Source organism: Psychrilyobacter atlanticus DSM 19335, from assembly GCF_000426625.1.
Classification (GTDB): Bacteria; Fusobacteriota; Fusobacteriia; order Fusobacteriales; family Fusobacteriaceae; genus Psychrilyobacter; species Psychrilyobacter atlanticus.
Genome location: NZ_KE384547.1, coordinates 472,524 through 486,064, shown reverse-complemented (window position 1 = coordinate 486,064; position 13,541 = coordinate 472,524). Strand labels below are relative to the sequence as shown.

The following is a 13,541-nucleotide window of genomic DNA, read 5'->3' as shown; positions in this document are numbered from 1 at the left end:
TAAAAGTATAACGGAGGTTTTTATGTTAAATAAATTATATGACCACATTGAGAAGTCTCTTCCCCCTAAAAGATATCAACATACCTTGGGAGTCATAGAGGTGGCTGTCTCTCTGGCAAAACAATATGATATCAATGAACACCGCGCTGAGATTGCAGCTCTTCTGCACGATGTTTCTAAATGTATGACTTTGGAGGAACTGCATTCCTATGTAGAATGTGATGAGACTTTGAAATATTATGGAACTATGGGAGAACTGCTCCATGGTTTTGCAGGAAGTGTTTATGCAAAGCAGGAGTTAGGAATCCTTGATGAAGATATCCTAAGTGCCATCAAATACCACACTATCGGCAGGAGAGGTATGACAACTCTCGAAAAAATAATTTATATAGCCGACGCTATAGAGCCTAATAGAGATTATCCTAATGTTGATTTCATCAGGGAAAAGGCAAAAACTTGTATCAATGATGCTATCCTATTTGAAGTGGATAGAAAATTAAAGTATCTCCTAAAGGTCGACGCTCCTATCCATCCAAACACTGTGGATATGAGAAACTGTATCCTAGGAGAATTGAAAAAATAAAGGGAGAAAAAGTTATGAATAAAAACGATGAAAAAAAAGTTTTAGAACTTTTCAAAAAAGGAAAAGGCAAAACTTTAAGCGAGATCACATCTTATATGGATTGGTCTCCAAAATTAAAAAAACAAAATAGAGATTTTTTAGATAAATTAGTTGAATCAGGAGATCTTATCTTAAGCAAAAGGGGAAAGTATAACACTCCTAAAAATTTAGGATATATTACAGGAAATCTCGATGTAGTAAAAGACAGGTTTGCATTTGTTGATACAGAAGATTTTGGTGTATTTATACCTAAATCTAAATTTAATGGTGCATTCAACGGTGACCTCGTTATGGTACAGCTTTCTAGCGAAACTACCGGGGCTAAAAAAGATGGAGAAGTAGTAAAGATTTTAAAGAGGGAAAAAAATACAATCATCGGTATCTACCAGGCAAATGAAAGATTTGGTTTTGTAGTTCCTACCCATTCATTTGGAAATGATATATTTGTCCCAAAAAGATTTAATGGTGGAGCTCACAATGGTGAACTAGTAGTCTGCGAGATCATATCTTGGGGAGAGAAAGATAAAAAACCCGAGGGTAAAATCATAGAAAGAATTGGAGATCCCTATGATACCAATAATATGATTGAAGCTCTTATCATCAGAGAGGGACTGTCTATGGACTTTTCGCCTAGACTGATAAAGAAAGCAAAGGAATTAAGTGATCAGCTTTCAGAAGAGGAGATCGCAAAGAGGCGTGACCTTAGAGATCTTCCAATCATTACCATCGATGGAGATGACGCTAAGGATCTAGATGACGCTGTCTATGTGGAAAAATTAGATAATGGGAATTTTAAACTTATAGTTTGTATCGCTGACGTTTCTTACTATGTTCCATTCGGAAGTGCTCTAGATATGGAAGCCCGTAAAAGAGGTAACTCAGTGTACTTAGTAGACAGAGTTATACCTATGTTTCCTAGAGAGATCTCAAATGGACTGTGTTCATTAAATCCCCATGAAAATAAATTTGTATTTACATGTGAGATGGAGATCGACAACAAGGGACAGGTAATAAGCCACGAAACTTATAAGGCTGTAATTTCTACCGCTCATAGAATGACCTATGGGGGAGTTAACAAGATCTTAGCTGGAGATAAAGATTATACAGAGGAATATAAAGATATAAATAAGATGGTCTTTGAGATGTTAGAACTATCCCATATCCTCAGAGAGTTAAAATACTCTAGAGGAAGTATTGATTTTGATATCCCAGAGGTAAGAGCTGTCTTGGGAGAAGATAAAAAAGTAGAATACCTTAAAGTAATTGAAAGAGGAGAATCTGAAAGAATTATAGAGGATTTCATGATCGCAGCCAACGAAACTGTTGCTGAAAAGATATTCTGGATGGAACTGCCATTCCTATATAGAACCCATGAAAAACCTGATCCAGACAGAATCACAGCACTAAACGATTCTATTAAAAAGTTTGGATATAATCTCCATGGACATGAGGAGTTACATCCTGGAAAGTTCCAAAAAATAATAGAGCAGTCTAAAGAGGATGGCAACAGCCAGATTATCCATAAACTTATCTTGATGAGTTTAAAACAAGCCAGATATACAGTAGATAATATCGGACATTTCGGATTATCTTCAAATTATTATGCACATTTCACTTCTCCAATCAGAAGATATGCTGACCTTATGGTTCATAGAGTTATCAACGAAACTCTGACAGGTTATCCAAGTAAAAAAACTATAAAAATGTTTAAAGATGAGATGTCTGCCATTGGGTCGCATATCTCAAAAACAGAGAGAACAGCTATGAAGTTAGAGTCTGAAAGTGTAAAGATAAAGATTGTAGAATATATGCTAGATAAAATAGGTGAGGAATATAAGAGTAGAATTATTGGATTTAATAAAACCAAGATATTCTTTGAAACAGAGGAACATGTAGAGTGTTTCTTTGATGGAGTTAATTCCCCTAACTACTTCGTCTTTGATGAAGTCAACTATACTATGACAAATGAAGATACAGGAGAGATCTTTAAATTAGGAGATAGTGTAGAAGTATCTATCGTTCGGGCTGACCTCAGTGAATTAGAGGTAGAAGTAGTTCCGGCACAGTATTTAGATCAATATAGAGGACCTAGACAATTCAGAAAAAAATATTAAAGCAATGCGACATTGCATCCAAATAATCACAATCTAAAAAATAAAAAAAGGATTCCATTAGGAATCCTCTTTTTTTAACCCATTATTTTTTCCATTAACTCATCCGAGATATCAAAGTTAGCGTAAACATCATTTACATCTTCATTATCTTCCAATGCTTCAAATAATTTAACAACTTTTTCAGCCATCTCTTCATCTTCTACTTTTACCATATTTTCAGGAAGCATTACTATCTCTGCTTCTTCATACTTATATCCAGCTTCTGTCAAAGCTTCTACTACAGTTTGTAATTCAGTATGGTCAGTTAATATTTCAAAAGTATCTCCTTCTACTACTAAATCTTCTGCACCCATTTCTAGTGCTTCCATCATAAATTCATCAGCGTCTAATCCTTCAGAATTCATAATTATTTGTCCTACTTTATTAAACATCCATGCTACTGCACCATCAGACCCCATATTTCCACCATTTTTAGCAAAATTTGATCTTACAGATGATGCCGATCTATTCTTATTCTCAGTAACTACTTCTACGATAAATGCAGTTCCACCTGGACCATACCCTTCATATCTGATCTCTATATATTCAACACCAGCTAGTTCTCCAGTACCTTTTTTTATTGCTCTATCTATATTATCTTTTGGCATACTCTGCTTTTTTGCCTTCTCTAATGCTAATCTTAATCTAGGGTTAAAGTTTATATCTTTCCCACCCTCTTTTGCTGCTATTGTTACCTCTTTTGCTAACTTTGTAAACAATTGAGCTCTCTTTTTATCTTGAGCTCCCTTTCTATGCTTAATATTAGACCATTTACTATGCCCTGCCATCTCAATTACCTCCGCTTATTATTTTCTTTTATATAACCTAACAATTTTATCATATTTGGAATAAGTTATCAAATACACTCTATATTTTATTGGTTTAGAAGGATGAAATTAACCTGCTGATACCTTCCATTAAATAACTAAAAATAATAATAATTTTAAACAATATTCATGATATTATTTATTTAATATTTTTTTCCCCTAGAAGGACGACAATGAAAAAATATTTAATTGGAGAGGAAGCCAGACTACATAATATAACAGTTGAAACTCTTAGATATTATGATAAGGAAAATCTAGAGTAATTCAATACCTTTTTATCTAACTTCATTAAAACCTATAAGCTAATCTCATATTAACACCATTAAAATCACTAGCTAAAAATGCTTCACATATAATTTCAAAATGCTCGACAGGCTCATATCTAAATCCTATAGTAGGAGAAGTTTCAGGCCCTTCTAAATTCAAAGAATATGAAAAAGCAGGAAGAGATCCAACAGTGCCTGCAGGCATATCACCCTGTAATTCACTGTTTTTATTCATATACATAAGTCCTGCCCAAAGCTGAAATGTATTGCTTTCATTTTTTATCCCTATCCTCGGAGTAATAATAAAGGTTTGTTTTAAAGCTCCTGTTTTATTCATTTTAGAGAATGATAAAGACCCATTTAACCCTGTAAAGAAATTTTTATAACCCCCTGCAAGGTTCATCCCTAGTCCATAGGCCTGTCCATCGTCTCCAAAATTTACACTGGTCATTTTGGTGTTTTCAAATCCTATTTTTAAGTCACCACTAGTCCTAATATAGGCGGCATAACCAAAAACATTTAAAAATGGTAAGGGATAAAAATCTAACATCAATCCACTAACTTGAGCGGTTAAATCTCCATCAACTTTAAGCCCTATATCTGTAAATTCCTTTCCTCCTCCAAAGTCTATATCTAACCCTTGACCACCAGTTTCAACATTTGCAACATTCCCCATAACAGAAACTCCAAATGGAAGGGGTAACTGTATATTCTGAGCTTCTATGTTTTCCCTAAATAGAGGGAAAAGTCTCTCTCTTTCTTCTTTGTTTTCAATATATTTATTATCTATATTCGTATCAAAAGCTTTATCTATAGGAGCTTCTATATCAAGCGATCCGTTATTTACTTCTGTGGATAAATCCATCCCAACCAAAGTCGTCGTAAACAAAATAAATAAACTTAAAACTAATTTTTTCATGTTTTTTGTCTCCTCATTTTTATCAATTACTTTCATTAAAAAATATAATTGATTCCTAAATTCCCCAAAATAATTTTTTCATTTTCTCCAAAATTATAATTAATACCTCCATAAAACGAAAAATTATCATTCATTTCATAATAGCCTCTAATGGAAGTAGCAACAGTAATATAATCTGACTCATATCCTTCAATGGTATTGTTCTTTCCTATAGGTTCTCCTTTTTTAGGCGGAAATCCACTAATGGGAGCTCTGTCATTAAAATTACTTTTATTTGTTACCTCAGAATATGGGTTCCCAAATTCTACGAGAAGATCTACTCCAAATTCAATATTAAATTTTTTATTATCTTTTAAAAGAAAATCCTTTCCTATGGCAATCCCTACAGAAGAATTTAATGAATAAGAATCTTCACTTTCAATAGATAGGCCATTAAAATCAGATGAGGTCGTAGATTCCTCAATATTATCTTGCATTAAATAAGCAGCATTAAATTGAAATCGTGGTGCATAATAAAATGAAGTTTTAAATTTATCTATATCATATCTTTTGCTTATATTATTATTTATTCCAAAATAATAATTTTCCATATCACTAGTCGCATTTTCATTTACAGAAATCCCCGGTTTATTTCCATTATAAAGTGTTGCGTTATAATATCGCTTTAAATCAGAGTTAGTTTTCCCAAAATAAATCATAGAGATAAACCTTAGATTTTCTTCATTCTTATGGTCTAAATAAAAACTTCCTTGAAAAAATGTATCTTCCCTAGAACTACTGCTATCCTCATAATTATATTCAGACTGCCCTATATTAAAGATTCCTCCTAAACGAAGTTGTTCATGGATTTTATAGTCCATCCCAAAATAGGCACTGGTAATATCACTCCCATACCCCAAAACATTATCATAGGGATCATCAGAAAAAATAGATCCATCTACTCCAACATAATAAGAATGTTCTCCCTTTTCTAGGAACTTAGCATTTTTAATAATATTGTTATAAATAACTCCATTATTATGATTTATTAAATCATAGGTTTGTTTTGAAAGGGTTGGTATAAAATCTAATCCATAGATAGCATCTCCTCCATCTGTAAATAAAGGATCATATTTTTGCCCTATCAATGGTCTTTTAGGCTCTGATAACCAGTTTATAGATGTCCCTTGACCGCTATTTTGGGTATTGGATAATTCAGTATTACTAAAAAATAAAATTTTACTTCTCGACTCACCTTCTAAATTAGAGTTACTTATTTCTTCCCCCATTGCGATAACACTACTTACTAATATTCCTACAATAACTATAACTGTATTAAATACCTCTTTAAATTTCATTTTTTCACCTTTCCTTAATTTTTTTCACCTTGAAACTCTATAGATGGATTAAATTTACATTTAATTCCAATGGTAGGTATAAAGGTATTATCTAAAACATCGATCAAAACCCCTTGATTTTTTTTAGTATCGTTTATATACCCTATAGGAGAAGTGATACTATTAATACCATAATTCTTTCTTTTTTCCGTTTTATCATAAGAATAATAGAGTTCTAATCCATAGCTATCTATAGTTTGATTTGAAAAACTATTATTTATAATTCTGCTTTTTTCATCTCCATTTATAATTTCTATATTTTGCTCTTTTTTTATTTTTATAATCTCATCATTTACATCTCCACTATCAAAAATAGACATACAAGATAATAATGCATATATTACAATTAGCATAATTTTTTCTCCTTTTTACAAACCATAGATTATCAAATAAATATAATACTAAATTTTTTCAATATATTTATAAATTAAAAATTCTCCTCAGAAAGTCTAGCACATAACCTCAAACAAAAAAGACGTTTAACGGAATTATGAGCAATCTTTTAAAGAGACCTAAAAAATCACAATTCCAGTATCTAATATATTTATTTTTCTGAAAAAGAGTACGAAATAGTTTTTTATAAAAGAACGAAAGAAAAATAATCCTTGACCATAAACTACCTTTAGGGTTTATAATATGTTATAAGTCAAGCTTTTATTAATAACATAAAACTTCTATTATAGGTATGAACATCAAAAGGAGAGAAATACATGAAAAAAGATATAAGACGATTATTTTTTAAATATACAATTCCAGGTGTTGTTGGAATGATGGTAACTTCATTATATGTCGTTGTAGATGGTATATTTATAGGTAAGGCTGTGGGAAGTGATGGTTTAGCTGCTGTTAATATGGTTGAAGCAGTTATAGCGTTCTCATTTGCATTGAATATAATGATTGCCACAGGAAGTGCTACTATAGTAGCTATAAAAATGGGAGAGAAAAAACTCCATGAAGCCAGTAAAATTTTTAGTTTCTTTGTACTTACCCTTATTTTGGTTGCTGGTGGAGTAAGCTTTTTTATTCTAACTTTTCCAGAGCAGACTGCTATTTTTTTAGGAGCTACTGGAACTTTAAAAAACATGGTTATAGAATACATGACTATGATTATGTACTTCAATATTTTTTTTATGGGAACTTATTTTTTAGAGATCTTTGTTCGAACAAATGGTAGACCTACCTACTCTATGAGTGCATTGATCATAGGTGGAGTCTTAAATATAATTTTAGATTACATTTTTATTATCCAGTTTGACTATGGTCTAAAAGGAGCTGCTCTTGCAACAGGAATATCTCAAACGGTAGCAACGCTAATACTTATTGTTGATTTTTTTAGAAGTGACAGTCAGTTAAAATTTGTAAAACCTGATTTTTCCTTTAGCCTCCTTCTCAGAGGTATTTTTAATGGTTCTTCAGAATTTGTAAGTGAGCTCTCTTTAGGGTTTATAATATTTATATTTAACCTCATCATCATGAGAGAAATAGGGAAAATAGGCGTTTCTGCGTTTAGTATTATAAACTATGTCAACACCGTTGTTTTCGCCCTTCTTTTAGGAGTTTCCCAAGGTATACAGCCAATTATAAGCTATAGTTTAGGTGCTAATGAAAGATATGTAATTAGAGGTATTCTCGCTTTGGCTATGAAAACAGTTTTCATCATTGGAAGTATTGCTTTTACATCTATGTTTATATTTAGCGAAGATATCATAAGAACTTTTTCTACTAATGACGAACTCTTAGTATTCACAAGTAAAGCTGCTAAAATTTATTGTTTTGCTTATTTTTTAAATGGCATAAATATGGTAATGGCAGCATACTTTACCGCTATTGAAAATGCTAAACTTTCTGCTTTTATCTCAGCTCTTAGAGGAATAATATTTGTTTTCATAGGAGTCACAGTATTCCCTATGATATGGGGAGTAGAAGGCATATGGTTTACCATGCCTGTAGCAGAAGTTTTAACAACCATTATCGGATATAGATTCATAAAAAAATGTAAAATCTTAAAGCTTTATAGTTTATAGAAAAAAGGAGGAGAATTTTATTAATTCTCCTCCTTTTTTCTATAGTGTCGTAAATTCTACCCATTTAGATGCAATACCATGCTGATTATTTACTTACCTGTTTTATATATCTATACATTGTTGCTTCTGAGGTTTTTAATTTTTCAGCTACCTTGGCAACCGACCCCTTTATCAAAAATACCCCTTTTAAATTTAATTTTTTAGTTATCTCTGTTTTTTCTAGGTGATCCATTCTATCTACAGAGATCCTAGAATCTGTAATAACTTCATTTATTATAGAATCCATGATATCTTCAATGGAACTTTCAAACCGTTCCTCTTCCCTGTCCTCTACAATATTATTTCCACCATAGTTGATAAAGTTTTCCATCCTTTTCTTGAGTTCTACAAAATTTGAAATATCGGTATTTATTCCAAATAAACCTACGATATCTTCTTTTTCATTTCTAATGAAATATGTAGAAGTTTTAAGCTGTCTTCCATCCTTTGTTTTCCCGTATAGGAGCAGATATTTTTTATCACTATTCCTATTTTCTTTTATATGCTTAAAGGAAAGATCCGCTAATGGTCCCCCTACCTTTCTTCCAGAAATATGCCCATTTTTTATAGCTATTATTGAATTATTTATATTTCTCACATCATGAAGTACAACTTCATAATTAGGTCCTAAAAAATCAGCTATGAAATTAACCAAATGTATATAAGATTTTAATTTAGAATCTACCATAATCATTTCCCCCCTTAAATATTATAATTTATTTTACCATAAAAGATTTTTTTGCCATAGAAATTAATTTATACAAAAGATTTCCCCGTGCAATAACAGTGCATATATGATATAATATATAGTATTTTAGAATGATTATTTTAGTGTAATGTAATAGAGGGAGATAAATATGTTTTTACCAACTACCAGAGAAGAAATGGATAGATTAGGCTGGGATTCTTTGGACATAATCCTGGTTTCTGGTGATTCCTATGTAGACAGTTCATATAACGGAAGTGCCGTTATAGGGAAATATCTGTCGAAATACGGATTCAAGGTGGGAATAATTGCCCAACCAGATATAGATAGTAATGAGGATATCAAAAGGTTAGGAGCTCCGAACTTATATTGGGGGATCTCTGCTGGATGTGTTGATTCCATGGTGGCAAACTATACTGCTACTAGAAAAAGAAGGCAGAAAGATGACTTTACTCCAGGTGGGTTAAATAACAGACGTCCTGATAGAGCCACTATTTCATATACAAACCTTATAAAGAGAAATTTTAAGCAAACACCTAAACCAATTGTTATTGGTGGGATAGAAGCTAGTTTACGTAGAACCGTTCACTATGATTTCTGGACAAATAAATTACGTAAATCAATATTATTCAATTCAAAAGCCGACATCCTTTCTTACGGAATGGGTGAAAAATCTATGTTAGAACTGGCTCACACCATTCAAAATGGAGATGATTATAGTAATATTCGTGGAATTTGCTATATTGCAAAGGAAGCCAAAGCTGGATATTTAGAGCTGCCTAGTTTCGATGAATGCAAGGCTGACAAACACAAATTTATAGAAGCTTTTGAAAAGTTTTATGTAAACAATGATCATATTACAGCTGTAGGGTTATCACAAAAACAAGACACTAGATATCTGATTCAAAATCCTCCATCAATTATTCCTTCAACTGAAGAGATGGATGAGATCTATGGATTAGAATATGAGAGAGCACTCCACCCATACTATAAAAAGATGGGAGAAGTAAAAGCTCTCGATACTATCAAACATTCAGTTACTACCCATAGAGGTTGTTATGGTGAGTGTAACTTCTGTGCAATTGCAGTTCATCAAGGCAGAACCATCACTGAAAGAAGTGTTGATTCTATCGTAAAGGAAGTAGAAGATATCTCCACAATGAAATCATTTAAAGGGTATATCTCTGACCTTGGCGGTCCTACAGCTAATATGTATGGAATTGAGTGCCTGAAAAAACAAAAATTAGGTGCCTGTAAAGATATCAGGTGTATGTATCCGAAAACTTGCAAGGTCTTAAATGTAAACCATAACAAACAATTGGAATTACTGGACAAAGTAAAAAAAGTAGAAGGGGTCAAAAAAGTGTTTATAGCTTCTGGAATAAGATACGATCTTATTATGGATGACAATAAATGTGGATCTTTATACTTAGAAAACTTAGTTAAAGACCATGTATCAGGACAATTGAAGATAGCTCCTGAACATACTGAAGATGAGATCTTAGGTCTTATGGGAAAACAAGGAAAAGATGTACTAAAAAGATTTAAGGATGAATTCTATAAGATAAATGACAGATTAGGTAAGAAACAATTTTTAACTTACTATCTGATTGCTGCTCATCCTGGGTGCAATGAGAGACATATGAAAGATCTAAAGAATTTTGCCAGTCATGAATTAAAGGTTAATCCTGAACAAGTTCAAATTTTTACTCCTACCCCATCGACATACTCTACTCTTATGTATTATACTGAGATAGATCCATTTACAGGAAAATCTATGAAGGTAGAAAAAGATACAGCTAGAAAGTATAAACAAAAAGATATTTTAATCGATAAAGATGCCAAAAATGGATATATGGGAAATTCTTATAATAAAAACCATAAAAGCTCTAAAGACGATACAGTCCATAGTGATGGAAAAAATAAAAAAACTAATAAACCCAAGAATAATAAGTTCAAGGGTACAAATAAATTTAAGAAGAAAAAATAATTCTTCTTTCCCCTCTCCTTCTAGAGAATCTATGATTATTGAGATTTAATATATTTAAAACTTAATTTAAAATCTAGATTTTTCAAAGAACGAAATAAAGTAAAATTAGACAGATCACTCTTCCTAAAAGGAAAAAAGTACTGTCAGATAAAAGAGGGTCAAGGAGTTAATAGGAGGAAATAAATTATGAAACCAATAGTTGCCATAGTTGGTAGACCAAATGTTGGAAAATCTACTCTATTTAATAAATTAGTAGGAGATAGAGTAGCTATCGTTGATAACCAACCAGGTGTTACAAGAGACAGACTTTATAGAGAAACTGAGTGGTGTGGAACAGAATTCATCTTAGTAGATACAGGTGGATTAGAGCCTAGAAATAATGACTTTATGATGGCTAACATCAAAAAACAAGCTGAAGTTGCTATGAACGAAGCTGACGTTATTCTATTTGTTGTAGATGGAAAAGCTGGAGTTACTGCTTTAGATGAAGAAGTAGCTTATCTGCTTAGAAAGAAAAATAAGCATGTAATCTTATGTGTAAATAAGATCGATAACTTCCAAGCTCAATTAGAAGACACATATGATTTCTGGGGATTAGGTTTTGAAGACTTAGCTCCTGTATCAGCAGAACATAAAGTAAACTTAGGAGATATGTTAGATACAGTTGTAGAACATATCAATCAGTTAGATTTACCTGAAGAGGAAGAGGGAATTAAAATTGCCCTTATCGGTAGACCAAATGCCGGTAAATCATCTTTAACTAATAGATTATTAGGAGAAGAAAGAAGTATCGTCAGTGATATCGCTGGTACTACTCGTGATTCTATTGACTCATCTTTTGAGCACAATGATGAAAAATATGTACTTATAGATACTGCTGGTATCAGAAGAAAATCAAAAATAGAAGAAGATTTAGAATATTACTCTGTACTTAGAGCAATTAAGAGTATCAAAAGAGCCGATGTTTGCTTTATGTTACTAGATGGTAAGGAAGGTCTTACTGAACAAGATAAAAGAATCGCAGGTATTGCCCATGAGGAACAAAAGCCGATCGTTATTGTTATAAATAAATGGGATATTGTAGAAAAAGAAACTAAAACTATGCATAAGATGAGAGAATATTTAAGGGTTGAACTACCATTCTTAAGTTATGCTCCTATCGAATTTGTATCAGCTTTAACTGGTCAAAGAACATTAAAATTAATCGATCATGTAGACTTAATTCATGCAGAATATCATAAGAGAATCAGTACTGGATTATTAAATACTGTATTGAAAGAAGCTATGGTTCTTAATGCTCCTCCTACTAGAAAAGGTAGAGCTATCAAAGTTAACTACTGCTCACAAGTTTCATCTGCACCTCCTAAATTTGTTATATTCTGTAACCATCCAGAATTATTACATTTCTCATATGTTAGATATATTGAGAATAAGTTTAGAGAAGCCTTTGGATTCGAAGGTTGTCCACTAAACTTCGTAGTAAACAAAAAAGGTGACTAAAAACCAAAGAGATTCGAAGCCTAGGCTTCGAATCTCTTTTTATAAAAAATTTATTTTTTTAATATATCTTTTACAGGAACATTTACTATTAGTGCTCCCTTATTTCTATTTTCAGTCTCTACATCAAATTGAATGTTGATTTCTCCCTGTTCTATCTTTATATACTTTGAGATAACTCCAATTAGTTCATCTTTCATCTCATTTAAAACTGTATTAGAGATCAATCTTCTATCATGGATTAAAACTAATTTTAATCTGTCTTTAGCTACTGCACTAGATTTTTTTCTTCCAAATAATTTTTCAAACATATTTATCCCCCTGCCTATCTAGAAAAGAAGTTTTTTAATTTACTGGCAAAACTTCTTTTTTCATCTATATTTAAAAATGGGATATCCTCTCCTTGTATCCTACCTGCAATATTCATATATGCTTTTCCAGAAGGTGCTAAGGCTTTCACAGTAACAGGCTCTCCTCTATTAGTAGAGATCACTATCTCCTCATCATCCGGTACTACACCAACTATATCAAGTCCTAATATGTCTACAATATCATCCATATGCAGCATATTTCCTTCATTGACAAGCTTCATCTTTACTCTATTAACGATAAGTTTAATCTCTCCCATCTCACTGGCTGCAAGGAGTCCTATAACCCTGTCTGCATCCCTTATAGAAGATATTTCTGGAGTTGTTATTATTATTGCCTCATCTGCTCCTACTATGGCATTTTTAAATCCCTGCTCTATTCCAGCTGGACAGTCAATCAATACATAGTCAAACTTTTCTTTTAACTCAGCTACTAATTTTTGCATCATATCTGTTGAAACATCCATCTTGTCATTTGTTTGAGAAGCTGGCAGTAAAAATAATTTATCATATCTCTTATCTTTTATCAGTGCCTGCTTTAATCTGCAAGTCCCCTCCATAACATCCATAGAATTATAAACTATTCTATTTTCTAACCCCAATATTACATCTAAATTTCTAAGACCTATATCAGCATCCATAAGTACTACACTATTACCATTTTTGGCCAAGCCAACTCCTAGATTGGCTGTGGTCGTTGTTTTTCCTACTCCACCTTTTCCAGATGTAACTACATATACTTTTCCCATATCTG

The 13,541-nt window shown here is 32.2% G+C and carries 13 protein-coding genes; 6 read left to right on the top strand and 7 right to left on the bottom strand.

Annotated features, from left to right (window positions below):
* Positions 1-22: 22 nt before the first annotated feature.
* Together yqeK and rnr are read left to right on the top strand one after the other, a co-directional pair.
* Positions 23-583, top strand: a complete 561-nt coding sequence (gene yqeK, locus K337_RS0102775) for a bis(5'-nucleosyl)-tetraphosphatase (symmetrical) YqeK (RefSeq protein ID WP_028855239.1) — start codon at positions 23-25, stop codon at positions 581-583.
* Positions 584-597: 14 nt separating this feature from the next.
* Positions 598-2,736, top strand: coding sequence for a ribonuclease R (gene rnr / locus K337_RS0102770; RefSeq protein ID WP_028855238.1), 2,139 nt, complete (start codon positions 598-600; stop codon positions 2,734-2,736).
* Between the two features lie 74 nt (positions 2,737-2,810).
* Here the strand turns inward: rnr and K337_RS0102765 are convergent, their stop codons facing one another.
* On the bottom strand, positions 2,811-3,563 hold the full coding sequence (locus K337_RS0102765; protein WP_028855237.1) for a YebC/PmpR family DNA-binding transcriptional regulator: 753 nt from the start codon (positions 3,561-3,563) through the stop codon (positions 2,811-2,813).
* Positions 3,564-3,775: 212 nt separating this feature from the next.
* Between K337_RS0102765 and K337_RS20450 the strand changes: the two genes are divergently transcribed.
* A complete protein-coding gene (locus K337_RS20450; protein ID WP_342663212.1) occupies positions 3,776-3,865 on the top strand; it encodes a MerR family transcriptional regulator in 90 nt (29 codons plus the stop codon).
* 25 nt (positions 3,866-3,890) lie between these two features.
* Here the strand turns inward: K337_RS20450 and K337_RS0102755 are convergent, their stop codons facing one another.
* From K337_RS0102755 to K337_RS0102745, 3 genes are read right to left on the bottom strand one after another with little or no spacing between them, the layout of a single operon-like run.
* Positions 3,891-4,787 (bottom strand): hypothetical protein, encoded by an 897-nt coding sequence (locus K337_RS0102755; RefSeq protein ID WP_028855236.1) that lies wholly within the window; start codon positions 4,785-4,787, stop codon positions 3,891-3,893.
* A gap of 35 nt (positions 4,788-4,822) precedes the next feature.
* Complete coding sequence (locus K337_RS0102750; RefSeq protein ID WP_028855235.1) at positions 4,823-6,124, bottom strand: autotransporter outer membrane beta-barrel domain-containing protein; 1,302 nt, start codon at positions 6,122-6,124, stop codon at positions 4,823-4,825.
* Between the two features lie 14 nt (positions 6,125-6,138).
* Positions 6,139-6,516: a hypothetical protein gene (locus K337_RS0102745; protein ID WP_028855234.1), complete on the bottom strand. Its 378-nt coding sequence runs from the start codon at positions 6,514-6,516 to the stop codon at positions 6,139-6,141.
* Between the two features lie 357 nt (positions 6,517-6,873).
* Here K337_RS0102745 and K337_RS0102740 point away from each other — a divergent pair, with 357 nt between their 5' ends.
* On the top strand, positions 6,874-8,187 hold the full coding sequence (locus K337_RS0102740; protein ID WP_028855233.1) for an MATE family efflux transporter: 1,314 nt from the start codon (positions 6,874-6,876) through the stop codon (positions 8,185-8,187).
* A gap of 85 nt (positions 8,188-8,272) precedes the next feature.
* Here the strand turns inward: K337_RS0102740 and K337_RS0102735 are convergent, their stop codons facing one another.
* Complete coding sequence (locus K337_RS0102735) at positions 8,273-8,914, bottom strand: helix-turn-helix transcriptional regulator (protein ID WP_051251571.1); 642 nt, start codon at positions 8,912-8,914, stop codon at positions 8,273-8,275.
* Between the two features lie 169 nt (positions 8,915-9,083).
* Between K337_RS0102735 and K337_RS0102730 the strand changes: the two genes are divergently transcribed.
* On the top strand, positions 9,084-10,922 hold the full coding sequence (locus K337_RS0102730; RefSeq protein WP_028855231.1) for a YgiQ family radical SAM protein: 1,839 nt from the start codon (positions 9,084-9,086) through the stop codon (positions 10,920-10,922).
* Between the two features lie 186 nt (positions 10,923-11,108).
* Positions 11,109-12,422, top strand: coding sequence for a ribosome biogenesis GTPase Der (gene der, locus K337_RS0102725; RefSeq protein ID WP_028855230.1), 1,314 nt, complete (start codon positions 11,109-11,111; stop codon positions 12,420-12,422).
* A gap of 50 nt (positions 12,423-12,472) precedes the next feature.
* Here der and minE read toward each other — a convergent pair whose 3' ends face one another.
* Positions 12,473-12,730 carry a cell division topological specificity factor MinE gene (gene minE / locus K337_RS0102720; RefSeq protein WP_037029107.1) on the bottom strand — a complete coding sequence of 86 codons (258 nt, stop codon included), beginning with the start codon at positions 12,728-12,730 and terminating at the stop codon, positions 12,473-12,475.
* Positions 12,731-12,744: 14 nt separating this feature from the next.
* Entirely contained in the window at positions 12,745-13,536 is a 792-nt protein-coding gene (gene minD, locus K337_RS0102715) for a septum site-determining protein MinD (RefSeq protein ID WP_028855228.1), read from the bottom strand.
* Between the last annotated feature and the right edge of the window lie 5 nt (positions 13,537-13,541).

Coding starts and splice junctions, on each gene's coding strand:
- der (WP_028855230.1), top strand. CDS start 11,109: ATGAAACCAATAGTTGCCATAGTTGGTAGACCAAATGTTGGAAAATCT.
- yqeK (WP_028855239.1), top strand. CDS start 23: ATGTTAAATAAATTATATGACCACATTGAGAAGTCTCTTCCCCCTAAA.
- K337_RS0102755 (WP_028855236.1), bottom strand. CDS start 4,787: ATGAAAAAATTAGTTTTAAGTTTATTTATTTTGTTTACGACGACTTTG.
- minD (WP_028855228.1), bottom strand. CDS start 13,536: ATGGGAAAAGTATATGTAGTTACATCTGGAAAAGGTGGAGTAGGAAAA.
- K337_RS0102740 (WP_028855233.1), top strand. CDS start 6,874: ATGAAAAAAGATATAAGACGATTATTTTTTAAATATACAATTCCAGGT.
- K337_RS0102750 (WP_028855235.1), bottom strand. CDS start 6,124: ATGAAATTTAAAGAGGTATTTAATACAGTTATAGTTATTGTAGGAATA.
- K337_RS0102735 (WP_051251571.1), bottom strand. CDS start 8,914: ATGGTAGATTCTAAATTAAAATCTTATATACATTTGGTTAATTTCATA.
- minE (WP_037029107.1), bottom strand. CDS start 12,730: ATGTTTGAAAAATTATTTGGAAGAAAAAAATCTAGTGCAGTAGCTAAA.
- K337_RS20450 (WP_342663212.1), top strand. CDS start 3,776: ATGAAAAAATATTTAATTGGAGAGGAAGCCAGACTACATAATATAACA.
- K337_RS0102765 (WP_028855237.1), bottom strand. CDS start 3,563: ATGGCAGGGCATAGTAAATGGTCTAATATTAAGCATAGAAAGGGAGCT.
- K337_RS0102730 (WP_028855231.1), top strand. CDS start 9,084: ATGTTTTTACCAACTACCAGAGAAGAAATGGATAGATTAGGCTGGGAT.
- K337_RS0102745 (WP_028855234.1), bottom strand. CDS start 6,516: ATGCTAATTGTAATATATGCATTATTATCTTGTATGTCTATTTTTGAT.
- rnr (WP_028855238.1), top strand. CDS start 598: ATGAATAAAAACGATGAAAAAAAAGTTTTAGAACTTTTCAAAAAAGGA.